The sequence below is a fragment of the Dyadobacter beijingensis DSM 21582 genome, assembly GCF_000382205.1.
Lineage (GTDB): Bacteria > Bacteroidota > Bacteroidia > Cytophagales > Spirosomataceae > Dyadobacter > Dyadobacter beijingensis.
In genome coordinates this window covers 529682-553993 of the sequence record NZ_KB907787.1, presented here as the reverse complement: position 1 = coordinate 553993, position 24312 = coordinate 529682, and the positions used below count along the sequence as shown (strand labels likewise).

At 51.1% G+C, this 24312-nt stretch carries 21 protein-coding genes; 11 read left to right on the top strand and 10 right to left on the bottom strand.

Features of this window, described 5'->3' with window-relative positions; translation table 11 throughout:
• Positions 1 to 132 precede the first annotated feature (132 nt).
• The 7 genes from H144_RS0109600 (at position 133) to H144_RS0109565 (ending at position 11408) form a co-directional block, all read left to right on the top strand.
• Positions 133 to 3165, top strand: coding sequence for a SusC/RagA family TonB-linked outer membrane protein (locus H144_RS0109600; protein ID WP_026350553.1), 3033 nt, complete (start codon positions 133 to 135; stop codon positions 3163 to 3165).
• A 13-nt stretch (positions 3166 to 3178) separates the two neighbouring features.
• The gene (locus H144_RS0109595; RefSeq protein ID WP_019941838.1) at positions 3179 to 4672 is read left to right on the top strand and encodes a RagB/SusD family nutrient uptake outer membrane protein; all 1494 of its coding nucleotides are present in this window, start codon (positions 3179 to 3181) and stop codon (positions 4670 to 4672) included.
• A gap of 20 nt (positions 4673 to 4692) precedes the next feature.
• Positions 4693 to 5535, top strand: a complete 843-nt coding sequence (locus H144_RS0109590; protein WP_019941837.1) for a LamG domain-containing protein — start codon at positions 4693 to 4695, stop codon at positions 5533 to 5535.
• A gap of 32 nt (positions 5536 to 5567) precedes the next feature.
• Positions 5568 to 7205, top strand: coding sequence for a glucoamylase family protein (locus H144_RS0109585; protein WP_019941836.1), 1638 nt, complete (start codon positions 5568 to 5570; stop codon positions 7203 to 7205).
• A gap of 38 nt (positions 7206 to 7243) precedes the next feature.
• Positions 7244 to 8623 carry a glucoamylase family protein gene (locus tag H144_RS0109580; RefSeq protein WP_019941835.1) on the top strand — a complete coding sequence of 460 codons (1380 nt, stop codon included), beginning with the start codon at positions 7244 to 7246 and terminating at the stop codon, positions 8621 to 8623.
• A gap of 133 nt (positions 8624 to 8756) precedes the next feature.
• Positions 8757 to 9737 carry a Kelch repeat-containing protein gene (locus H144_RS0109570; RefSeq protein WP_026350551.1) on the top strand — a complete coding sequence of 327 codons (981 nt, stop codon included), beginning with the start codon at positions 8757 to 8759 and terminating at the stop codon, positions 9735 to 9737.
• Positions 9738 to 9764: 27 nt separating this feature from the next.
• Complete coding sequence (locus tag H144_RS0109565) at positions 9765 to 11408, top strand: M1 family metallopeptidase (RefSeq protein ID WP_019941832.1); 1644 nt, start codon at positions 9765 to 9767, stop codon at positions 11406 to 11408.
• On the opposite strand, the gene H144_RS0109560 is transcribed toward H144_RS0109565, so the two are convergent.
• The 4 genes from H144_RS0109560 to H144_RS0109545 all read right to left on the bottom strand — a co-directional run bounded on the left by H144_RS0109560 (position 11403) and on the right by H144_RS0109545 (position 13902).
• Positions 11403 to 12068: a thiamine diphosphokinase gene (locus H144_RS0109560; RefSeq protein ID WP_026350550.1), complete on the bottom strand. Its 666-nt coding sequence runs from the start codon at positions 12066 to 12068 to the stop codon at positions 11403 to 11405. The genes H144_RS0109565 and H144_RS0109560 overlap by 6 nt on opposite strands.
• Before the next feature lie 3 nt (positions 12069 to 12071).
• Positions 12072 to 12455, bottom strand: coding sequence for a hypothetical protein (locus H144_RS31650; protein WP_019941830.1), 384 nt, complete (start codon positions 12453 to 12455; stop codon positions 12072 to 12074).
• Between the two features lie 106 nt (positions 12456 to 12561).
• Entirely contained in the window at positions 12562 to 13395 is an 834-nt protein-coding gene (gene mazG, locus H144_RS0109550; RefSeq protein ID WP_019941829.1) for a nucleoside triphosphate pyrophosphohydrolase, read from the bottom strand.
• A gap of 24 nt (positions 13396 to 13419) precedes the next feature.
• Complete coding sequence (locus H144_RS0109545; protein WP_019941828.1) at positions 13420 to 13902, bottom strand: PaaI family thioesterase; 483 nt, start codon at positions 13900 to 13902, stop codon at positions 13420 to 13422.
• Positions 13903 to 14069: 167 nt separating this feature from the next.
• Here H144_RS0109545 and H144_RS0109540 point away from each other — a divergent pair, with 167 nt between their 5' ends.
• Positions 14070 to 14864, top strand: coding sequence for a phosphosulfolactate synthase (locus H144_RS0109540; RefSeq protein ID WP_019941827.1), 795 nt, complete (start codon positions 14070 to 14072; stop codon positions 14862 to 14864).
• Positions 14865 to 14905: 41 nt separating this feature from the next.
• On the top strand, positions 14906 to 15562 hold the full coding sequence (locus H144_RS0109535; protein ID WP_019941826.1) for a DedA family protein: 657 nt from the start codon (positions 14906 to 14908) through the stop codon (positions 15560 to 15562).
• A 166-nt stretch (positions 15563 to 15728) separates the two neighbouring features.
• Here the strand turns inward: H144_RS0109535 and guaB are convergent, their stop codons facing one another.
• The 6 genes from guaB to mutY form a co-directional block, all read right to left on the bottom strand.
• Positions 15729 to 17201, bottom strand: coding sequence for an IMP dehydrogenase (gene guaB / locus H144_RS0109530; protein ID WP_026350549.1), 1473 nt, complete (start codon positions 17199 to 17201; stop codon positions 15729 to 15731).
• 75 nt (positions 17202 to 17276) lie between these two features.
• Positions 17277 to 18608, bottom strand: coding sequence for a transporter associated domain-containing protein (locus H144_RS0109525; RefSeq protein WP_019941824.1), 1332 nt, complete (start codon positions 18606 to 18608; stop codon positions 17277 to 17279).
• 127 nt (positions 18609 to 18735) lie between these two features.
• On the bottom strand, positions 18736 to 19227 hold the full coding sequence (locus H144_RS0109520; RefSeq protein ID WP_019941823.1) for a single-stranded DNA-binding protein: 492 nt from the start codon (positions 19225 to 19227) through the stop codon (positions 18736 to 18738).
• Positions 19228 to 19293: 66 nt separating this feature from the next.
• On the bottom strand, positions 19294 to 20499 hold the full coding sequence (locus tag H144_RS0109515) for a Gfo/Idh/MocA family protein (RefSeq protein ID WP_019941822.1): 1206 nt from the start codon (positions 20497 to 20499) through the stop codon (positions 19294 to 19296).
• A gap of 291 nt (positions 20500 to 20790) precedes the next feature.
• Positions 20791 to 21648, bottom strand: coding sequence for a phytanoyl-CoA dioxygenase family protein (locus H144_RS0109510; protein WP_019941821.1), 858 nt, complete (start codon positions 21646 to 21648; stop codon positions 20791 to 20793).
• A 99-nt stretch (positions 21649 to 21747) separates the two neighbouring features.
• Entirely contained in the window at positions 21748 to 22851 is a 1104-nt protein-coding gene (gene mutY, locus H144_RS0109505; protein ID WP_019941820.1) for an A/G-specific adenine glycosylase, read from the bottom strand.
• 138 nt (positions 22852 to 22989) lie between these two features.
• Between mutY and H144_RS0109500 the strand changes: the two genes are divergently transcribed.
• Both H144_RS0109500 and H144_RS0109495 read left to right on the top strand, forming a co-directional pair.
• Positions 22990 to 23295: an HU family DNA-binding protein gene (locus H144_RS0109500; RefSeq protein WP_015813879.1), complete on the top strand. Its 306-nt coding sequence runs from the start codon at positions 22990 to 22992 to the stop codon at positions 23293 to 23295.
• 30 nt (positions 23296 to 23325) lie between these two features.
• On the top strand, positions 23326 to 24180 hold the full coding sequence (locus H144_RS0109495) for a tetratricopeptide repeat protein (RefSeq protein WP_019941819.1): 855 nt from the start codon (positions 23326 to 23328) through the stop codon (positions 24178 to 24180).
• The last annotated feature ends 132 nt before the right edge of the window (positions 24181 to 24312 follow it).

The window sequence follows — 24312 nt, the reverse complement described above, 5'->3', positions numbered from 1 at the left end:
ATTCAACCAAACCTTGCATTATTCTCATTGATGTAGTGGTGATGTAGTGCTTTTCTTGATTCCTCTCCGCCTTCGCACTTAATTTTGAAGTCAATAAATTCTTATAATAATTCAATCACCAATTTGAAACTGATGAAAACTATTGTACGATTACTGTACATGCTCGTTTTCCTGACCGTGGGAAGTTTCGCCTACGCACAGGAAATAAATGTGACCGGCAGAGTCACTTCGAGTGCCGACAATTCGGCGCTTCCGGGCGCCAGCGTGCTCATCAAAGGCACCACCACCGGTGTCCCTACCGACGCAGATGGTAACTATGCTATAAAGGTCCCGTCACCTCAATCCGTTCTCGTATTCTCGATGATCGGGATGACCACCCAGGAAATTACCGTAGGCAACCAGGCTACATTGAATGTGGCCATGGCGGAAGACGCGAAAGCGCTCACCGAAGTGCTGGTGGTAGGTTACGGCTCACAGAAAAAACTCGACGTGACGGGTGCCATTACGCAGATTAAGGGTGCCGAAATTGCCAAGCAACCCTCTATGAACGCCGTGAGCGGCTTGCAGGGTAAGGTGGCCGGGGTGCAGATCAACAACTCCGGTAAACCCGGCGAGGCGCCCCAAATCCGTATCCGGGGTGTCGGAACGGCCTACGGCAGCGCTAACCCGCTGTACGTGGTGGACGGTGTGTGGTTTGACGACATCAGCTTCCTCAACTCCGGCGATATCGAGAGCATGAACATTCTCAAAGATGCTTCGAGCCAGTCCATATACGGGGTACGCGCCGCGAATGGCGTCGTCTTGATTACTACCAAAAAAGGGAAGTCAGGACAGGCGGTCATCGACTACAATGGCTTTGTGGGTTACCAGAAAGTGACCAATCAGATCAAAATGGCGAATGCGAACGAGTACGCCACGATGGTTAACGAGCTGAGCAATATTAACGGCAAAGGCAATATCCTCGACCCGGCGCAATTCGGCGAAGGAACCGACTGGTACCATCAGATCCTCCGCAATGCATTCGTGACCAACCACCAGATTTCGATCAGCGGCGGCGGCGAAAAATCGACCTACAACTTCTCATTGGGTTACCTGAATCAGGACGGTATCGTTGAAAAGAACAATTTCAAACGCTACACCGCCCGCTTGCAGAACGATTTCCAGATCCTGAAAAACCTGAAAGTAGGCTACTCGGCGACAGGCTCATTCAGCAAGTCGAGAGACGAAGCAGGCGGTATTTTCCGCCAGTTATACGCAGCAGGCCCGGTAGTGCCGGTATACTATGCCGACGGCACGTACGGCGACCCGACCGATTACAACCTCGGCGATGGCAACAACTTCAATCCGCAGGCAACGATCGATTTCTACAATCAGAATACCAAAAAGACTTTGCTCACTGGTAATGCCTACGCGGAACTGCAAATTTTGAAAGGATTGACATTCAAAACCAGCCTCGGCGGCCGCTACGGACAGGACGAAACACGCTCCTACGTGCCACAGTATGTTGCGACATTCAAACAACGCAACACGACGAGCTTCCTGGAATTCGTACGTCCGCAGACCCGCTACTGGATTTTTGAAAATACCCTTACCTATTCCAAGGATTTTGGCAATCACAGTTTTACCGCATTGCTGGGCCAGTCGGCACAGCGCGACCAGTCGTACAAGCTCACCGCCAATGCCTTGAATGTTCCTTACACGAGCGAAGGTGATTTGTACCTCGCGCTGGGAAGTGCAGACGGCCGCAATGTAAAGGATGAAGGCGATTTGGGAACTTATGCTTCCTATTTCGGTCGGGTGAACTACTCTTTCGGCGAACGTTACCTGTTGAATGCGTCCCTTCGTGCGGATGGTTCTTCGAAGTTCTACCAGGGCGGCAATGCGTGGGGTTATTTCCCGTCGGTAGGTGCGGGCTGGGTGATCAGCAATGAAGGTTTTATGAAAGACCAGACCATTTTCGATAATTTGAAACTCCGCGGTAGCTGGGGTAAAATCGGGAACGCGTCGGTCCCTTCCAACCTCTCGACATTGACGGTAGCAACCGGCGGCGGCCTTGCGGCGATCTTCGGCGGCCAGCTGAATACTGGGGCGAGCATTAACACCATTATTCCTCCTACTACTTACTGGGAGCGTGGCGTAGGTACCGATGCGGGTATCGAGGCATCGTTCCTGAAATCGCGCCTGAGCGTTGAATTGGATTATTACATCAAGAAAACGGAACGCGCGATCTTCGACATTCCCGTATTGACATCCGTGGGAACCGAATCGGGCCGTATCGTAGGTAACCAGGCGGATTTCCAGAACAAAGGCTTTGAATTTGCATTGAACTGGCGCGACGAGATCGGTAAAGACCTCTCTTACAGCATTGGGTTCAACGGCGCGGTGAATAATAACAAAGTACTTTCGGTATCATCCGGCGCGAACCCGATTTACGACGGCGGCGTGGGCCTTACCAGCGGCGCGCTCGCCACACGCACCCGTGTAGGCGACCCGATTGGCTCATTCTATGGCTACATTGTGGATGGTATTTTCCAGAATCAGGATGAAATCTCCAAATCCGCGCAGCCAACCGCCAAGCCGGGCGACTTCAGATACCGCGATATCAGCGGTACCAATGGCGTTCCGGACGGGACCATTTCCGGCCTCGACCGCCAGGTAATCGGTAACCCGAACCCGAAATTCACTTACGGTATCAACACAAGCTGGAACTACCGCAACATCGACCTCATGCTCGACTTCCAGGGCGTGGCGAAAGTGGATATTTACAATGCCAACCTCGGCTGGCGCTACGGTAACGAAAACTTCACCAAGGACTTCTACGATAACAGATGGCACGGCGAAGGCACTTCGAACACCTACCCGTCGGCCAATATCGGTGGCGGCCAGAACTACCTTCCTAATACCTTCTTCGTACAAAGCGGCAGCTATTTCCGGGTAAGAAATGCGCAAATCGGCTACACATTCCCGCAGGCATTCAATGAAAGGCTTAAAATCCGCAAGCTCCGCCTGTATGCGAACGCACAGAACCCTTTGAACTTCTTCAAATACAAAGGACTGTCGCCCGAGGTAAGGGCCAATGAGAACAAGCCGACACAGGCCGGTATCGACGCCAACGTGTACCCGCTTTCAGCGACTTACAACTTTGGTATTAACGTCACTTTCTAAGATTACAACCGATATGAAAAATATAGATTTAAAAAACAACTTGAAGCAGAAAGGGCTGTACCTGGGACTGGCAGCGCTCCTGATCCTCCCTTCATCCTGCAGCGACAGCTTCCTCGATGTGGACCCACAGGGAAAACAGGCAGGGACGGTATTCTGGGTAAACGAAGCCGACGCGACCAAGGCGGTGAATGCCATGTACGCGAACCTGCGCAGCTGGAACAATACGGCATTCGCACCGATCGCGATCGAAAGCATCGGTTCCGACGACGCGGAAAAAGGCAGCACGGCTTCCGATGCGACGTTCTTCAACCAATACGATACATTCACCGTAGGTTCGACGGAAGGCCAATTGGGCGGATTTTGGCAGGGACAATACCAGAATATCAACTATGCCAACCAGGTGCTGGATAATATTCCGGCCATCAGCATGGACGAAAACCTGAAAGCGAGATACCTGGCCGAAGCAAAATTCGTACGTGCCTATTCGTATTTCAGGCTGGTGCGCGCGTTCGGCGATGTGCCGTTACGCCTTGCGGTCCCGAAAGACGCTACCGAATACAACATTCCGCGCACGCCAAAAGCGGATGTGTATGCAGCCATCGAAAAAGACCTGACCGAAGCAGCGGCCGCGTTGCCGCAAAACTACGGCGCAGCAGACGTGGGCCGTGTGACGAAGGGTGCCGCACAGTCGCTGCACGCCAAGGTTTCGATGTACCAGGCGAAATGGCAGCAGGTATTCGACCTCACCACGCAGGTGATCAACTCCGGCCAGTATGCATTGTTTGCAGATTACGAGGCGCTATTCCGCGTAGCCAACGAAAATTCGAGGGAATCGATTTTCGAGATACAGAACGAGCTCATTCCTTCCAACAAGGACGCTTCGAACTCGCAGTACTCGCAGGTGCAGGGCGTTCGGGGTGTAGTAGGCGGTGGCTGGGGCTTCAATGTGCCTACCGAAGAGCTGTCGAAGTCGTTTGAAACAGGTGACCCGCGCCGGGATGCTACCATTATCTTCCGTGGCGAAACCACTCCTTCCGGCGACGCGATCCCGGCCGTTGGCGACAACCCGATGTACAACCAGAAATCATACGTACCGTTCAAGCTTTACGTAACAGGCTTTAATGAAGGCTCGCAGCAGAATGTACGTGTGATCCGTTATGCGGACGTGCTCTTGATGAATGCGGAAGCAGCGAACGAAATCGGCAATTCGACCCAGGCATTGGCCTCGCTCGAACTGGTGCGTGCCCGTGCGAGAGGCGCCAGCAAAACGATCCTGCCGAAAGTGACGACGACCGATAAGGCCGCATTGCGTACGGCGATCTGGAACGAGCGCCATGCGGAACTGGCCATGGAATTCGACCGCTATTTCGATGTGATCCGCCAGGGACGCGGTACGGCGGTGTTCGGACCGAAAGGATGGAAAGCCAACAAAAACGAAGTATGGCCGGTACCACAGACCGAGATCGACCTCAGCGCAGGCGTGCTGACCCAAAACCCAGGTTATTAATCCAAAACCACGATCTATCGATGAAAACTTTTAAGAATAAACTGACCGTGGCATTGTGCGCATTGACGGTCGTTGGGGTCACATCCTGCTACGAAAAGTTCGATCCCGAAAGTTACGCACCAAGCGTGACGATCGGGGGATTTACGAGCTCGGATGAAATCGCGAAAACTAACCTGGTGGCCCATTTTCCGTTCGATGGCAACTACAACGACGTTATTTCCAATACCGCGGGCACCAATACCGGTACGACTTTCGCGAATGGGCTGAAAGGCCAGGCGATGAAGGGCGCGAAGGAAGGGTATGTCCTTTTTAACCCTACGACGGCCATTCTCGGCTTGAAGAGCTTTACGCTGACCTACTGGGTCAACAGCGCTTCCACAAAATCGGCCGGCGGCATTATCGGGCTGGTGGGACTTTCCCAAACCGATGGTTTCTGGGGCAATATCGAGACGTTCTTCGAAAATGGCGGTACCGACACCGACGGGATTTTCAAAGCGCATATCCAAAACGATAAAAAGGACGCCTGGGTGACCAAAGAAGGTATCGTGAACCTCTATAACTCGTGGACGCACATCGCATTGGCATACGATGCCACTTCATCAACTTTCTCCGTTTATGTCAATGGTTCCAAAACAGCTACCACCACGGTGGCCAGTTTTGGCGAGTTGAAATGGCAGAAGCCGGGCAAAATGGTGTTCGGTACCGTCCAGTTCCAGACCAAACCGAGCCTGACCTCGGGCGCTTCGGCGCAAGACTGGGCCACTTACCTCACCGGCCTGCTCGACGAGGTACGGATTTACAATGTGGCATTGAAGGACGCGGAAGTGGATGCATTGGTTAAACTGGAATCAAGAGGAAAATAATGCCGTTCAAACGCTTTCTTTTTCTTTGTTCAATGATCTGGCTCGGGGTTTCCTGCAAATCGGAAAAGGACGACCCCGGGCCATCTATCCCCGGCGTACCGTCCTCATTCGGGTTTAACAGCCTGAAAGTAAATGACGCCTATTCCGGATTCAAATACATGGATGTAAACCTGAAACCTAAAATCAGGTTTACATTTTCCGCCCCGCTCAACAATGCTTCCGTCGCGAGTGGCCTAACTTTCCAAACAGCGGCCGGCGAAAACATCGCATTCGCCTCGACACTCGAAAACGGCGATAGCTCGGTGGTCATTACGCCTTCCGCCAACCTCGCATACCTCGCCAAATACGCGGTAACAGCTACGAAAGCATTGAAATCCAAAGCCGGCGGAATGTTGCTGAACGAAGTAAAGGTAGAACTGACGACCGCGCTGGATTCTACCGATAAATTTCCCGCGATCACCGACGAGGCGCTTTTGACATTGGTGCAGCAGCAAACCTTCAAATATTTCTGGGACTTCGCGCATCCTGCAAGCGGGCTCGCGCGTGAGCGGAACACCTCGGGCGATGTGGTCACCTCAGGCGGCAGCGGCTTCGGCATTATGACGATCCCGATCGCCGTCGAACGAAAGTTTATCACCAGGGCGCAGGGATTGGAAAGGATGCAGAAGGTGGTCGGTTTTTTGCAAAAAGCGCAGACTTTTCACGGCGCATTCCCCCATTGGCTCAATGGCGCTACCGGCGTGGCGGTACCGTTCAGTGAGAAGGACAATGGCGCCGATTTGGTCGAAACGTCGTTTCTCGTGCAGGGATTGCTAATGGCACGGCAGTATTTCAATCAGAACAGTGCCGCAGAAACCGCCTTGCGGGCGGACATCAGCAAGATCTGGGAAGCCGTAGAATGGGACTGGTTCAGGAAAAACAATGAGAACGTGCTTTACTGGCATTGGAGCCCCAACTTTGGCTGGGATATGAACCACCAGATCCGCGGCTGGAATGAATGCCTGATCACCTATGTGCTGGCCGCCGCCTCTCCCACCCACGGCATTGACAAAACCGTGTATGACAATGGCTGGGCCGGTAACAATACTTTCACTAACGGGAAAGAATTTTACGGCATCGCATTGCCGCTCGGCGAAGCACTCGGAGGACCGCTGTTCTTCTCGCATTATTCGTTTCTAGGCTTAAACCCGACGGGACTTACCGACCGTTTTGCCAATTATTTTACCCAAAACAAAGCCCACACCCTCATTAACTATAACTATTGCAAAGCCAATCCGCAGCAATTCTTCGGATATAGCGACCAATGCTGGGGATTGACCGCAAGCGATATTCCGGGTGGCTACAATGCCAATTCCCCCTCCAACGACCGGGGCGTGATTACGCCCACAGCGGCATTATCCGCATTCCCGTATACACCCGCGGAGTCGATGAAGGCGTTGAAATTCTTTTATTACAAACTCGGCGACAAGATCTGGGGAGAATACGGTTTCCGCGATGCATTCTCGCTGGATCAGCTCTGGTATGCCGACTCTTACCTCGCCATCGATCAGGGGCCTGTTGTGGTCATGATCGAAAATCACCGCACTGCATTACCCTGGAAGCTGTTTATGAGCAATCCGGAAGTCAAAACCGGCCTCAAAAAGCTCGGTTTCAGTAGTCCGGGAATCTGAACAAACTTATCCCGCCAATCAAATACTATCTCCGAAACATGAAACTATACTTTCAACTATTACTATGTTTTGCGCTGCTGACCGGCATACAGGCGAACAGCCTGGCGCAAAAGAAAAAAACCGCTGCGGCAAAGCCCGCGGCATTCAATTCTGCCAACCGGCCTAAAAACCTTTCAGATACGGCATTGCTCGAACTGGTCCAGAAACAGACCTTCCGGTACTTCTGGGAATTCGGCCATCCTGTGAGCGGCCTTGCCCGCGAACGGAGCAATATCGCGTTCGACTATGGCGATGAAGTTTGCACCATCGGCGGTACCGGTTTTGGCGTCATGGCAATGGTGGTTGCAGCCGAGCGGCAATGGCAGCCCCGCGATTCCGTAGCGGCGAGGCTATTGAAAATGGTTAAATTCCTCTCCAAAGCCGACCATTACCACGGCATTTTCCCACACTGGCTCAATGGCGCTACCGGAAAAATCATTCCATTTGGCCGGAAGGACGATGGCGGCGACCTGGTGGAATCGTCTTTCCTCTTCCAGGGCCTGCTCGCCGCGAGGCAGTACTTCGACCGCAATACCGAACTGGAACGCGAGCTCCGCAATCGCATTACATGGATCTGGGACGAAGCGGAATGGGACTGGTATACCCGCGGCAATCCGAACCAGCTCTATTGGCATTGGAGCCCGAATAACGGCTGGGCCATGAACTTTGAACTTCGCGGCTATAATGAAACGCTGATCACCTACATCATGGGCGCTTCCGCTCCACGGTACCCGGTTACACGCCAGGTGTACGACAAATGCTGGGCGCAAAGCGACCATTTCAAGAACGGCAAGGAATACTACGGCGTCAAACTACCGCTGGGCTTCGAATATGGCGGACCGCTGTTTTTTACACATTATTCCTTCCTCGGCCTCGACCCGCGCAACCTGAAAGATCAATATGCCGATTACTGGGAGCAGAATGTGAACCATTCGCTGATCAACTACAAGCATTGCGTCGCTAATCCGGGCAAGTTTAAAGGTTATGGGGAAAACAGCTGGGGGCTGACCGCTAGCGACACTTACAATGGCTATAATGCGCATTCGCCGACGAACGATTTTGGGACGATCACGCCGACAGCCGCATTGTCTTCTTTCCCCTACACGCCGGAGCAGTCGATGAAGGCATTGCGCCACTTTTATGATGATATGGGTGATAGAATCTGGTCGGAATATGGGTTTACAGACGCATTCAACGAAACGCAGAATTGGTACGCTACCTCCCATCTGGCGATCGACCAGGGGCCGATTATCGTGATGATCGAAAACTACCGTACGGGGCTGTTATGGAAGCTGTTCATGAAAGATCCCGACGTGCAGAAAGGTTTGAAAAAGCTGGGTTTCGAAAGCCCTTCCTTGGGCATATCCAGCAGAAATTAACCGCTTTTTAGCTAAAATTCGCAGAAAGGCCGGCCGCAAGCCGGTCTTTCTCTTTTATAGAATATAATTGTACCTTGATACCGTTTTTGGCAAAATAATCATGCATATCCCGCCATTCAAAAACGTAATCGACATGAAACCACTCTACCAAAAAGCTGTTGGACTGCTCGCATTGGTCGCGCTGGCATTACCGGCGTCGGCGCAGATATGGACGGTATCCGAACCCGAGAACCTTCCTGAGAAAAGGCATGAAAATGCGATGGCTACCGCGAACGGAAAACTGTATTTGCTGGGCGGAAGGGGTATCAAGCCGGTGGATGAATATGACTTCAAAAAGGATTCCTGGAAAAACCTGGCACCTTCTCCCCTCGAAATGAGCCATTTCCAGGCCGTGAGTTATAAGAATGAGATTTATGTGTTGGGCGCGTTCACGGGCGGTTATCCGCACGAGGTACCCATCCCGGACATTTACATTTTCAATCCCCTCAAAAACGAGTGGCGCAAAGGCGCCGCTATCCCCGAAAACCGCCGGCGCGGTGCGGCAGGCGCTTTTACATTGAATGATAAGATTTACCTCGTGTGCGGCATTCAGGATGGTCACTGGGACGGGCAGGTGACCTGGTTCGACGAGTTCGACCCGGCTACCGGTACCTGGAAAACCCTGACCGACGCTCCTCGCCCCCGCGATCACGTGCAGGTAGCCGTGCTGGGCAATAAATTGTACGTCGCAGGCGGCCGGTTATCCACGGCTCGCATTAACCAGGTTTTGAACACGGTGATCAGGGAAGTGGATGTTTATGATTTCAAAACCGGCAAATGGAGCACATTGGATGCATCCAACAACCTTCCAACCCTGCGTGCCGGCAATACGGCCGTGGCATACAACAATAAAATCCTCATCATCGGCGGCGAAAGCGACGCGCACGTGGAGGCACACAACGAGGTAGAGGCATTCAACCCGGCGACGCAGAAATGGGAGCGGCTGCCTTCGCTGCACCAGGGACGGCACGGAACGCAGGCGGTTATGCTCAACAAAAAGATATACATCGCAGCCGGCTCGGCCAACCGCGGAGGCGGCCCCGAGCTGAACGATATGGAAATACTCGATAAATAGGACACTTCATTGCTAATTAAAATTCAAATGCTCAAAAAAGTAGCTGTCATCTGTCTCCTTTTCGCCTCTTCTGGCGCTTTTGCACAAAAAAAGGAATTCACCCACGCCGACACCCTGCGCGGCGCGATCACGCCGGAGCGCGCGTGGTGGGACCTCAGTTATTACCATCTGAACGTAAGGCCCAACGAAAAAGACAGCACGCTGACCGGCAGCACGGTTATTCAATACAAAGTCCTGAAACCCTCCCACACGATGCAGGTGGATTTGCAAGAGCCTTTGCAGATTACAAAAGTTATCCAGGATGGCGAATCGCTTACCTACCGGCGGGATGGCAATGCGTTTTTTATCACATTAAAGAAAACCCAGGAAACGGGCAAAACGGAATCAATTGAGGTATTCTACACGGGAAAACCGCGCCTGGCGAAACGTCCGCCGTGGGACGGAGGCGTGCAATGGGTCCCGGATGGAAAAGGCAATACCATAATTTCCACCTCCTGCCAGGGGTTGGGATCAAGCGTATGGTGGCCGTGCAAGGACCATATGTACGACGAACCGGACAGCATGCTCATCAGCATTACCGTCCCGAAAAATATGATGGATGTTTCAAACGGCAATCTCCGATCGGTGGTCGAGAATGGCGATAACTCGCATACTTACAACTGGTTTGTCGCTAACCCGATCAACAACTATGGGGTGAATATGAACGTCGCGAATTATGTGAGCTGGAAAGAAACATTCAAAGGCGAAAAGGGCGATTTGCAGCTCAGCTATTATGTATTGCCCCAAAACCTGGAAAAAGCAAAGCAGCAATTCACGCAGGCACCGAAGATGCTGAAAGCATTCGAACATTGGTTTGGGCCGTATCCTTTCTATGAAGATGGCTACAAGCTCGTGGAAGTGCCATATCTGGGTATGGAGCACCAAAGCTCGGTAACCTATGGCAACGACTACAAAATGGGTTACCGCGGCAAAGACCTTTCCAATACTGGCTGGGGCCTCAAATGGGATTTTATCATTATCCATGAGAGCGGGCATGAGTGGTTTGCGAATAACATTACCTACAAGGATGTGGCCGATATGTGGGTACACGAGAGCTTTACCAATTATTCTGAAAACCTTTATACCGAGTATTATTTCGGTAAAAAGGCCGGTGAAGACTACGTGATAGGTACCCGCGAGCTCATTGCGAACGACATTCCTATTGTCGGGGTTTACGGGGTAAACCAGGAAGGGTCGAAGGATATGTACTACAAAGGCGGCAATATGCTGCATACCATCCGGCAGGTGGTGAACGACGATGAAAAATGGCGCCAGATCCTGCGCGGATTGAACAAAACATTCTACCACCAGACGGTAGACGGTTCACAAATCGAAAATTACGTCAGCGAGCATGCGGGAAGAAACCTCTCGAAAGTTTTTGATCAATACCTGCGCGACGTCCGCATTCCGGTGCTGGAATATGCATTCGGCAGCAAAGGCTTGCAATATCGCTGGATCAATGTGGTGGAAGGCTTTGATATGCCCGTAAAGGTGAAGCTGGCTGGCGGAAAAGAAGAATTCCTGTACCCCACCAGTGAATGGAAGACCTTGAAAGTGAAAGGGGATAAGTCGCTGACAGTCGACCGGAACTTCTACGTCGAAGCGAAGGAGAGCAAGCAAGCGGCCTTATAAGTCCCAGCATTCCATGATCAGCAGGTCGCCCTGCTGCGCGGAAACCCTGACCATGCCATCAACTTCGGTAACATTACTACTGCCGGTCCTGTAACCCATCGTCAGGGTTTCGTGATGTAAGTTGTATTTCAAACCGCTGGTTTCGATCCCGTCCACCGTCCCGACCGGGATCAGCGAAATGGGTGTCCCGGCGGCGTACCATTTTTCGAATGTGCCTGTCAGCGGGAAAATCTTCGAATAATCGTCCAGCAGCACGAGTTTGATCTGATTCTTATATCGGACGAGGTCGGTAATATTGGTAATGGCGTGATCGGCCCGGCGGCCGGTCGCCCAAACGATATTGGCAGCCGGGAAGCCTCTTTCGATGAGAAATTCGATGGCTTTGTTCAAATCCGTCTTCGCCTGATCGGGCGTGTTCACAATTTCAAGCGGGTGCTGCCGCTCGCGGATCGCTTCAAAATCGTGCGCCAAGTCAAAATCTCCCAGCCAGGCATCCACCTTAATTCCCAAATCCAGCACCCGGTAAATGGCGTGATCCAGCACAACGATGAAAGGGCTCCATTCGAGCAACTGGCCTAATAATTCAGGAGAGCAGGCTTCCCCATTAGCAATAATCAAAGCAGGTTCCTGCTTCTCCCGAACGATATGATGCGATGACATTTACTATAATTTATTCTTTACCAGGGTAACAAGCTCGGTCAAGACGCCATGGATTTGGACAACCTGTACTTCAAGCCGGTCGAGACGTAGTTCGATCCGATCGAAGCGGGCGTCATGCTCAGCCAGTTTTGCTTCGATGCGATCGAATCGTATATCGTGTTCATCCAATCTTGCTTCGATGCGATCAGCGCGTGCTTCCAGGCGGTCAAACCGTGCGTCATGCTCATCAAATCTCTCATCTATCCGCGAGAATCGCATGCGCATTTCCTCAAATCCATTGTTGACTGTGGTTGTCAACGTAGCTAATCCTGCTGCTATCATGTCAATTTGCTTTCCGTGTTCAACAGTTACACTTTCAAGTTGCTCGACGCGTTGTTCCAGGTACATGTTTCAATGTGTTTATAGTGCATAAATAGCTTTCAGTTCGGCACACAGCCCGACCCTATTTATACGCTACATTCAGCATTTAGTAACATCTTTAGGAACAAACTTTTTAAACCCCGAGCGCCTTCGCCCGGTTCCAGTAGATATCCATTTCTTCCAGCGTCATATCGCCCAGGGATTTGCCGTCGGCTTTGGATGCTTCTTCAAGATACTGAAAGCGGCTGATAAATTTTTTGTTGGTCCGCTCCAATGCCGTTTCGGGGTTGATATCGACGAATCTGGAATAGTTTACCAGTGAAAACAACAGGTCGCCGAACTCCCCTTCCGCCTCCTTCTGATCGATCACATCGGCTGTTTCGATATTGAAATTTTGCTTGAACTCGTGCAGCTCCTCCTCTACTTTGGCCCATACCTGCTGCTTTTCGTCCCAGTCGAAACCAACACCTCTTGCCTTTTCCTGAATACGCATGGCTTTCACCAATGCTGGCAGCGAACCGGGGACGCCCGACAGCACCGACTTGTTCCCTTCTTTCAGTTTCAGCTTCTCCCAATTCTGCTTCACCGCCTCTTCCGAATCGGCCACGAAGTCGCCGTAAATGTGCGGATGACGGGCTACCAGCTTATCGGAAATGCTGTGGAGCACGTCCTTTATGTCAAAATTGTAGGACTTGCCCTCCGCCTTTTCCGAACCTATTTTGGCATAAAAAACAATGTGCAGCAACACGTCGCCGAGTTCTTTCTGGATTTCCGGCAAATCGTTTTCCAGAATGGCGTCGGAAAGTTCGTAGGTTTCTTCGATGGTCAGGTGGCGCAGGCTCTCCATGGTCTGCTTCCGGTCCCACGGGCATTGCTCGCGGAGCTCGTCCATAATCGTCAACAGGCGGTCAAAGGCCATGAGCTGCTGCTGGCGGCTTTCCGGCAGGTCACTGAATTGTTTTTCCATGCCGCAAAGATACGCCGAAACCCGTTACTGCCCCGGCACCGGCGGTAATTTAAAGGCCGTCTGAATGAGGTTACTCGTGCATTTGGCCACAATACGACCATCCGCATGATGCAGGCGGCCTTCTACGTGCACGATGTTCCTGCCCGCCCTTATCACGGCGGACCGCGCCACCAGCACGTCGCCTACCACAGCAGGGTTCAGGAAGTCGCAATTGAGGTTCACGGAAGTAAACCCGAACTCGCGCCCCATAGCGTACACCATCGTTCCGACAATATCGTCGAGGATCGTGGCTGCAATGCCGCCGTGGAGCGTGCCCATGGGGTTGCACATATCTTCCCGCACGACGTATTCAACCTCCATCTGCCCGTCGCCGATCGCAATGAGTTTGCCGTTCAGCCATTTGGCAACCGGCGAGAAATGCCGGTCCATCGGCTTGCCGATGAATTCCCGGAGAAATGAAAGCCGCTTGTTTTCCGTAAGCGGATCAGGAATCGAGTGTGTGTTCATGGATTTGACAATGATTGGTTTGCAGTGAATTCGATTTTCTTAAAAATAGTAATTATCATAGAAAAATTGATGGCTGGAAGTCAATGCTATGGATTTTATTGTTACGTATCGAAGGTTATTACTACCTTTGCCGGAGTTTTTTGCCAGAGATAAATGCTTACTCATATATGAATTTTACGTTATCGCAGGTTCCCGAGCGTTCCCAGAAACCCAGAACAAAAGGACTTACCATGGTGATGGACAAAGGACTGAGTGTCAGGGAGACAGAAGATATGCTATCTACCGCATCGCCTTATATTGATATCGTAAAACTGGGTTGGGCCACTTCTTTCGTGAGCCCTAATTTGAACGAGAAACTCGCGGTTTATAAAAATGCGAATATTCCGGTGTACTTCGGCGGCACGCTGTTCGAAGCGTTTGTTGTGCGTAACCAGTTCGAAGACTACCGTAAGTTGCTCGATAAGTACCAGTTAACCCATGCGGAGGTTTCCGACGGCTCCATTGAAATGCCGCAGGATGTGAAATGCGAATACATCAGCAAACTTGCGCAGCAGGTTACCGTCCTCTCCGAAGTAGGTTCCAAAGACGAAAATAAAATCATCCCGCCCTACAAATGGATCCAGCTGATCAAATCCGAGTTACAGGCGGGTGCCTGGAAGGTAATCGGCGAGGCGCGCGAATCGGGTAATGTAGGTTTGTTCCGCGCCAGCGGCGAAGTGCGTCAGGGATTGGTCGAAGAGATTCTGACCGAAATTGCATTTGAAGACATGATCTGGGAAGCGCCCCAGAAATCGCAGCAGGTGTGGTTTGTGAAGCTGCTCGGCGCAAATGTCAACCTTGGCAACATTGCCCCCAGCGAACTGATCCCGCTCGAAACGATCCGCCTCGGCCTTCGCGGCGACACATTCAACCACTTCCTGAATGCCAAAACCAAGCAGAAGTGGAAAATCGATTCCAAATAAGAGCAGGCCAATAAAACAGATTGTCAACTTAACGAATAGCTATGGAATTTCTCACCCAGTTCATTGATTTCTTCCTCCATCTGGACAAGCATTTGTTCAACATTGTGGAAGAATACGGTACACTCACTTATGTCATTCTGTTTTTAATTGTCTTCACCGAAACCGGCCTGGTTATCATGCCGCTGCTTCCGGGTGACTCGCTCCTTTTTGCCGCCGGTGCCATTGCCGCCAACGAAACTACCGGCCTCAACGTGTGGCTCATCATCATTATCCTCATTATCGCCGCATTGATGGGAGACAACGTCAACTATTTTATCGGAAAAACCTTCGGCGGCCAGATCAAGAAACGGGAAAAGATTCTGTTCCTGAAAAGAGAATACCTCGAAAAGACAGAAGCATTCTATGAAAAACACGGCGGCAGCACAGTAATTATGGCCCGCTTCATCCCGATCGTACGCACGGTGGCGCCTTTCGTAGCGGGTGCGGGAAGCATGAATTATTCGAAATACATTGTTTTCTGTATCGTCGGCGCATTGCTATGGGTGCCTACACTCACATTGCTCGGCTATTTCTTCGGGAATATGGAGATTGTGAAAAAGAATTTTGAACTCGTGATCTTCGGCATCATCGGGATTTCTATCCTTCCAATGATTTTTTCTTACCTGAAAAGCCGGTTTGCAAAGCCCAGCGCGGCGTAGATGTTTGTGACGGCTGACCGCCGAATAATGTTATTGAGTTATAATACATTTAATACCCAACAAAAAAGCTTCGCAGGACATCCTGCGAAGCTTTTTTGCTATAACAGTACCGCGCATCGGCGGTCAATGGTCGGCGGTCATAGCGACTACCGACCACCAAACCAAACTACGATCTCGAATAATTCGGTGCTTCTTTCTGAATCATAATATCGTGCGGGTGGCTTTCCTTCACACCTGCCGAAGTGATTTTCACGAACTGCGCATTCTGCAACGATTCGATGTCACCGGCTCCGCAATAGCCCATTCCCGCTTTCAGACCTCCTACCATTTGGTAAATGATCTCGGAAACCTTGCCTTTGAACGGTACGCGGCCTACGATGCCTTCCGGAACGAGTTTCTTCACGTCGTCTTCGGCGTCCTGGAAGTAGCGGTCTTTCGAACCATCTTCCATTGCTTCCACCGAGCCCATTCCGCGGTAAGCCTTGAATTTACGTCCTTCGTAAATCACTACTTCTCCCGGCGCTTCGTCGCTACCGGCAAGCATCGAACCGATCATGATAGTGCTGGCACCGCCGGCTAATGCCTTGGTCATATCACCCGAGAAACGGATACCGCCGTCGGCGATGACCGGAACACCGGTGCCTTTCAGGCCTTCCGCCGCCCACATTACTGCCGTAAGCTGCGGAACACCGATACCGGCGATGATACGTGTGGTACAAATGCTACCGGGACCTACGCCCACTTTTACCGCATCGGCACCGGCCTCGGCCAATGCTTTGGCTGCTTCGCCCGTCGCCACGTTACCAGCGATGACGTCCAGTTTCGGGAATGCGGCTTTAATGGATTTCAACGCGTCGATCACACCTCTGGAATGGCCATGCGCTGTGTCAAGGCTTACAACGTCTACACCGGCTTTCACCAATGCTTCCACACGTTTCAGCACGTCGGGCGTTACGCCGATGGCTGCACCTACACGCAGGCGGCCGTATTCGTCCTTGCATGCGTTCGGGTGCGACTTGCGTTTCAGAATGTCTTTGTAAGTAATCAGGCCCGTCAGGCGGTAGTTTGCATCGACGATCGGCAGCTTCTCGATTTTGTATTCTTGCAGGATTTTCTCCGCATCGTCGAGCGAGAGTCCTTCCGAAGCCGTTACGAGATTGTCTTTCGTCATGATCTCGGTTACCGGCTTGTTCATTTCGCGTTCGAAACGAAGGTCGCGGTTGGTGAGGATGCCGACGAGTTTGTGGTCTTTATCGATTACGGGAATACCTCCGATCTTGAACTCGCGCATGATTTGATGCGCGTCGCCGAGGGTCGAAGTATCAAGCAGTGTGATCGGATCGAGGATCATACCGCTTTCAGAACGTTTTACCTTTCTCACCTGCTCAGCTTGCGCTTCCAGGGACATATTTTTATGGATTATTCCAATACCACCTTCCTGAGCCATCGCGATAGCCAGCTCAAATTCCGTCACCGTGTCCATAGCAGCTGAAACAATGGGAATGTTCAACTCGATGTTGCGGGTAAGCTTGGTTTTTGTTGTTGTGTTACGAGGCAGGACTTCTGAATAACCTGGGATTAACAGAACGTCGTCGTAGGTGAGTGCCTCGAAGAGGACTTTGGATGGGTCTGTGTTCATAGCAAATAAACTATTGTTATTTGCCGGGCAAAATTAAGAATAAGATCTGAATAAATAAAATCGAATTGTATTTTTTTATGATACCAGCACCCGCACTTTTTTTATGCGCTTCTTGTCGGCCGACTGTACTTTGAACGTCACTTCACGATGCATCGCGATTTCTCCCGTCCGCGGAAGCCTCGAAAACAGTTCGAGCAAGAGCCCCGCCAGCGATTCGCTATTGCCTCTCACTTCGTCGAAATAATCGGTTTCGAGGTTGAGAATGCGACACAGATCGTTGATCAGCACCTTACCCTCGAAGACATACGTATGCTCGTCGACCTGAGTATAATTCACCTCCTCATCTTCGTCGTATTCATCATTAATATCTCCGAAAATTTCTTCAATAATGTCTTCGAGCGTGATCAGCCCGCTCGTCCCACCGTACTCGTCCACGACGATCGCCATGTGCACGCGCCGGTTTTGAAAATCCTTCATCAGGTCGTCGAGACGCTTGCTTTCGGGGATGAAGTACACCGGGCGCAGCAGTTTCTGCCAGTTGAAATGCTCGTCCAAATGAATGTGCGGCAGCAGGTCCTTCACATTCAGAATACCTTCCACGTGATCGAGGTCATCGCGGTACACCGGCACCCGGGAGTAGCCCGACTTGTTGATCCGGTCCATCAGTTCGTGAAAATCCAGCTCGATATCGAATGCCGTAATCTGCACCCTTGCCTGCATGGCTTTACGTGCATTGGTTTGCCGAAAATTGGCCAGCCCGCGCAGCAGGTCGCTTTCCTCTTCGCTCTCGGCTTTCGCTTCCAGCATTTCGGTCGTGATTTCGGCACCTTCCGGCGTAAGCACGCCGAACGAGTAGCCGAGTTTCATGACGGGCTGCGTCAGCGGTTTGCATATTTTAATGAGAAACTGCGTCAGGCCGCTGATTTTCGGGATGAGCTCCTGTGCCTTGCGGGCGCTGTTGTAGCGCACCATCGCATCGGACCAGATCCATAACACCAGGAACACCAGCACCGACCAACGCACAAGTTCGATATTTCCTGCCTGCATATGCAGCCACGCGAGGCGCGCCGCGAGCAGTAATGCAAACAGCGTGATCCCCCGCTGCACTAGCGAAAGAGCCAGCTGCTGAATGCGGGAAGGCAAATTACTTTCACCTTCTGCCTTGCGTTCCCAAGGGTTTTCCATGGCGCCGGAAGCCGCATAAGCCGCCCGGATACCCGACAGGGAAAGGGAAATTAGGAGCAGAAATACAACGAGGATAAAATCGTAGGGAGCTAGGAAATCGACGGGTAGAATTAGCCCGGGTAGGATTACCCCTGCCAGAATGGGGTGCGTACTTTTCTGGGGAAAACGGATCCCCGTACGCGTTCGGGCAAGCGGGTCGTCACTGTCTTCTGTTTCTTTCACGAAATGTCAGAGAATGTTCAAAATCGGTATTCAGTTAGATAAATGTAGCGAATCCCGCTTAATAACCGTATTAATTTTGGAATAAATACATTTACCAGCGGGATTCGTCATTATCTGTTTGAATGCATCAGAACGGCAGATCGTCGTCATCGTCGTTGCCGGCCGCCATCGACGGTGGTATCGGATCGGACGGCCTTGGCGCATTGTTTCCACGCGGCGCATTACCGGGTTGCTGGTAACCGCCCTGGCTACCTCCCTGATTGTAATCGCCTCCCGAATTGGAGCTCGGGCCGCCGAGCAGGGTCATGCTGTTCGCACGAATGGTGACGCCCGTCCGCTGCTGGCCTTCCTTGTCCGTCCAGGTATCGGTGCGGATACGGCCTTCGATGTACACCTGATTACCTTTTTTCAGGTACTTTTCCGCCACCTTGGCCAGTCCTTCCCACAACTCTATGCGGTGCCATTCGGTATTGTCTACGCGCTCGCCGTTTTTGTTGGTATAGCTTTCGGTAGTAGCGATATTGAACTTCGCCACGGCCGATCCGCTTTCGAGGTAACGAACCTCGGGATCGCTGCCGAGATTACCGATCAATATCACTTTGTTAACGCTTCCTGCCATGATTTTTTAACGTGGTTAATGTTTGTTGCAACTTTAAATATAGGCAAAATTCGTGAAAAATGCCGCTTAAATGTCCTGTTCGGTGATCTTGCCGGTTGCCTTGTCTTTCAGGATGAGCTTGTTCCGGCCGTCATGCGTGACCTCCTGTTTGATCAGGTAATGCGTTTCATTGTACGAAACATAGTTGGAAGGTTTTTCCACGCCCTCGCGCCCCCGCCATACAGGCAGTTCGACTTTCTCCCAAAGCTTCGTCTTCGCCGATTTATAGGCTGCATCGATTACTGCATTCACAACATATCCGTCGTAAAAACTCTCAGCTGGCGCACTACCCTTTTCAGCAGAATTGAACATATCCGTGAACATGTGGTTATAGCCCAGATCATTCACTTCGTCGCCCACGGGAAATAACCAGCCGGTATTGCTCTCCGCCTTTTCGGCCACATAATCCTCGCCGGCACTGTCCGGATTTTGGCCGGTCGTGAACATTTCAAAACCGGTCCGTAAAAAGTTGTTGATCCAGATCGTGCCTTCGGTACCCATTACCTCGTCGCGCAGGTCCATCCCGCCCCGGAAAGTCCAGCTCACCTCGAACTGCCCGATAGCGCCATTTTCATACTTGACCAATGCAATGGCGTGATCCTCGGCATCGATCGGCTTTACCTGCGTGTCGGCCCAGCACATTACCTCGACCGGCTTGATGTCCTTGCCAATAAAATTCCGTGATATTTCAATGCAATGGCATCCCAGATCGAGAATGCAGCCGCCGCCGGCCTGCTCGATGTCCCAGAACCATTCGCTATGCGGTCCCGGATGTGCCTCGCGTGATTTGGCCCAGATGATGCGGCCCAGCGAACCGTTTTTTACGCTTTCCAGCGATTTCAAAAACTTCGGCGTGTAGCACAAATCTTCCAGGTAACCTGCAAAAATCCCTGCTTCCTCTACCGCTTTCAGCATTCTCAATGCCTCTGCCCCATTACGTCCAAGGGGCTTGGTCGATACAACAGCCTTTTTATGTTTGGCGCAAAGCATTACCGCCTCTTCATGCACATTGTTGGGCAATGCAATGCAAACCATATTTACGTCGGGATGAGCGATCACCTCCTCCATATCCGATGACCAGAAGTCGCATCCGTAGTCGTCGGCAAACTTTTTGGCACTCTCTTCCCGCCGCGCGTAAATGGCCGTCACGCGGTCGCGCCCCCGCTGCCCGTGGATGGATTCCGCATAAAAACGGCCTATAAAGCCGGAGCCCAGCATTGCAATTTTCTGCATATCAACAATCGATTTAACGTTTTGGAAACAACTTGGGGATAGTCAGGTAGTGTCAGGTGTGGTCAAGTGTTGTCACGAGTAGTGAGGTGTGGTCAAGTGTTGTCACGAGTAGTCACGAGTAGTCAGGTGTGGTCAAGTATTGTCAAGAGTAGTCATGTTTTGTTAGGTGTGGTCACGTATTTTTAAGGATAGTCAGGTAGAGTCATTGGTAGGCAGGAATTGTTTTTCAACAAACGACTTCACCTGACAACTCTTGACCACACCTGACAATTCCTGACTACAAATTGAAGATCAAGATGTTTTTACTTCATTCTCCCAACCAGTCGATTTCAGCGCCGGATCATCCTCCTTTTTGAGAAAATCCGCGTTCTCAAATGACTCGGCATTCCATTCCAGCAGCGCATTGTCGGGCACCGTCGCCACGGGCACGCGCCACGAGTTCGAAGTTTCGGCATAGGCAATGTTGGACTGCGAATTATAGCAGGAAATCAGCGACCAGCGCGGATGATCCGACAGGTTCGCTTCGGAGCGGTGCATGAGGTTGCTGTGGAAAAACAATGCATCGCCCGGCTCTAATTCACTGTAAACCAAGTCCATCGTTTTCAATGCATGGTTGACCATTTCCATGTCCGCGCCCACCTGCTCACCGGCGAAGCCGTGGTTGACCCGGCCCATCTTGTGCGATCCCCTAATCACCTGCAAGCAGCCGTTTTCTTTATTAGCGGGTGTCAATGCAATCATCACGCTCATGAGCTGGTCCGGGAAAATGAATTGATTTTTATACCAATACCCATAGTCCTGGTGCCATTCCCACGCCCCGCCTACCTTCGGCTCCTTCTGCATAAGTTTGGTATGAAAATGGCAAACCTGGCTGTCATGCTGCAAGAGCTGCCATACCGAATTGACCATCCGCTCACTGCGGATCAGGTAGCCGAACACATCGTCGCCCGGCGTAAACCATAGCGACAGCTTCGTTTTCTTTCCCGACTGGTCATTCAGATCCATCGCATTCTTCTGCATGATCGAATTTTCCAGTGCGGTATGATATAGCTTTTCCACTTCCTCCGCAGAAAACAGGGCCTTTACCACCAGATAGCCGTCGCGGTTGTAATCCGCAACCTGGCTCGCATTCAAACTGAAACTTCCCATAGCGCTAAGTGTTTTGTACAAAAATATATGAGTTAAAACACAATCGAATCCGAAACACCACACCGATGATCCTGGGGAGTTATCAGAATGATCCAGCGGTTACAGGTAGCCCTCTTCGCGCAGGATCGTGTCGATCAGGATCGGTTTCGGGAGCACTTCGACTTCCTCATGACTGTAAAAAGCCATTCCCGGGGGCAAATCTATCCTTTCGGTTTCCGGAATTTCGAGCCACCAGAAACGCACTTGCAGCCGTTGGTGCGTGAGAATATGGGAATACAGCTTAAGGACTTCGGTGAGACGGCTTTTTGCGAGCAGATTTTGAAAAACAGGGTCGGTGATGGCGAGGTCGTCAGGTGCTGAGGCGGGAGCGTTGGACTCTATTAAAAAGAAGTCGTAAAGGCCCGTCCAGATATCACGTCCGCGGCGTTCGTGCATAGCGAGCTTATCGTCTTGTTTGATGATAAAGTAGTTCAAAAACCGCTGTTTCACGGTCAGTTTCTTGATTTTTACCGGCAACTGACCCTGCATTTGGTGCGCATTGGCATAGCATTCATCGCCGAAAATGCACACCGTACAATTCGGCGAGGCCGGCACGCACTGCAGCGCCCCGAACTCGATCATGGCCTGATTATAAGTAGCAGGATCTTCCTTCGACACCAACTGCCTCGCCAATGCCGCGAACTCCTTTTTCCCCTCATTGCTCAGCATATCGGATTGAATGCCGAAAATCCGTGACATCACACGGTACACATTCCCGTCGATCGCCGGCACCGCCTCGTCGAACGCGAATGCAGCAATGGCCGCCGCGGTATACTGGCCAAGGCCTTTCAGTTTCAAAAGCTTTTCCGCGCTTTGGGGGAAATTCCCTTTGTATTCGTCAACCACCTGCCTTGCCGTGAAATGCATGTTGCGGGCCCGGGAATAATACCCCAACCCCTGCCATAGCCGCAGCACGTCGCGCTCGTCGGCCGCAGCCAGGTCGAACACCGTCGGATATTGTTCGGTAAATCGCTCGTAATAAGGTAACCCCTGGGCTACACGCGTCTGCTGGAGAATCACCTCCGACAACCAAATTTTATACGGATCTTTGGTTTCGCGCCAGGGTAAAGGGCGGTGGTTTTCGAGATACCACGATTTGAGTCTTCTGTTAAAATCAATCACCTCAAAATCGTCCGGTATGAGATTATTTTCACTTATATGCACTGTTTTTTAGTGAATTATATAAAAAAGGAAGTGATCATCCTTTTAAGTTTTATTAAAATTACCGTACCTTTGTGTTCCCAAAATTTACAGGAGTAAGTAAATTAATGAAATAATATCCACTTAAAGTAAACAATCAAAGTGACTAAGGCAGACGTAATCGCACAGATTTCTGAGAAAACAGGCGTAGACAAGGGCGACGTTCAGCAAACGCTAGAATCGTTTTTTACCGTGGTAAAGGACTCACTTTCTGATGGTGAGAACCTTTATGTTAGAGGTTTCGGTAGTTTCATCAACAAAAAACGTGCACGCAAGGTTGCCCGCAATATTTCAAAGGGAACTTCCATGATTATTGACGAGCACTTTGTACCAAGCTTCAAGCCTGCAAAAGTTTTTGTTGAGCAGGTAAAGGAAAGTGACAAACTGAAAGCAGTCGCTGAAAAGTAATTTACCTGAACAAGGTTAGGTTATAAGAGTATGAAAAAGTCCATTCTCCTTTCTTGTGTGCTTGCTGTGGCACTTGTGGGAACGTTGTTCAGCCTTCCCAAGGTAGTTGTCAACAACAAGGGCAAGGATGTGGACAAGGAGAGGAGCCAGTCGGCAGCTGCGGCAAACGCAACGGCACCAGCCGATGCAGCTGAATCCTCTTCCAAATCGCATGATGGAGCCGCTTTGTCCCCGGATCAACAGAAAATTGTGGATCAGCTGAGAAGCGGCTTCAATCAGGCGGGTGATAAGGACAAGGCAGTGGCGGGCGTTAAGCTGTCGGACGAGTTTGCAAAGCTTCAGAAGTTTGACAGCGCTGCATTCTACGCCGAAAAAGTAGCCCTGCTCAACCCGGCCGTAGAAAACCTGATGAGAGCGGGCGACCGTTACTATGAGGCTTACGGTTTCGCGGTGGATGAGCAAAAAGCCAAAAACCTCGGGTCCAAAACCCGCGAATATTACCAAAAAGCAATTGACCAGAATCCTGGACTGTTGACTGCCAAAGCCAACATGGCGATGACTTACGTAAACACGGAAAACCCGATGCAGGGAATTCTGATGCTGCGAGAGGTGATCGACGCGGACCCTACCAACGAATTGGCGTTGTTCAATCTGGGTATCCTGTCCATGAGATCTAACCAATATTCGAAAGCTGCTGACAGGTTCAGACAGATTTTAACCAACAATCCTGCAAATACGAAAGCTAAGTTCTATCTTGGCCTTTCGCTGGTGGAATTGGGTGACAAGGAACAAGCAAGCAAAGTTCTGTCGGAGGTTAAAAAAGAGGAGAAAGACCCGGTGATCCAGCAAGCCATTGGCGAATTGGAAGGCCGTCTGAAAAACTGATCATCAGATCGTGAAGGAAATACATTACTTATTTTATAAAACGACATAATCATGCCTTGCGGAAAAAAGAGAAAAAGACATAAGATCTCCACTCACAAGAGAAAGAAAAGACTCAGAAAAAACAGACATAAG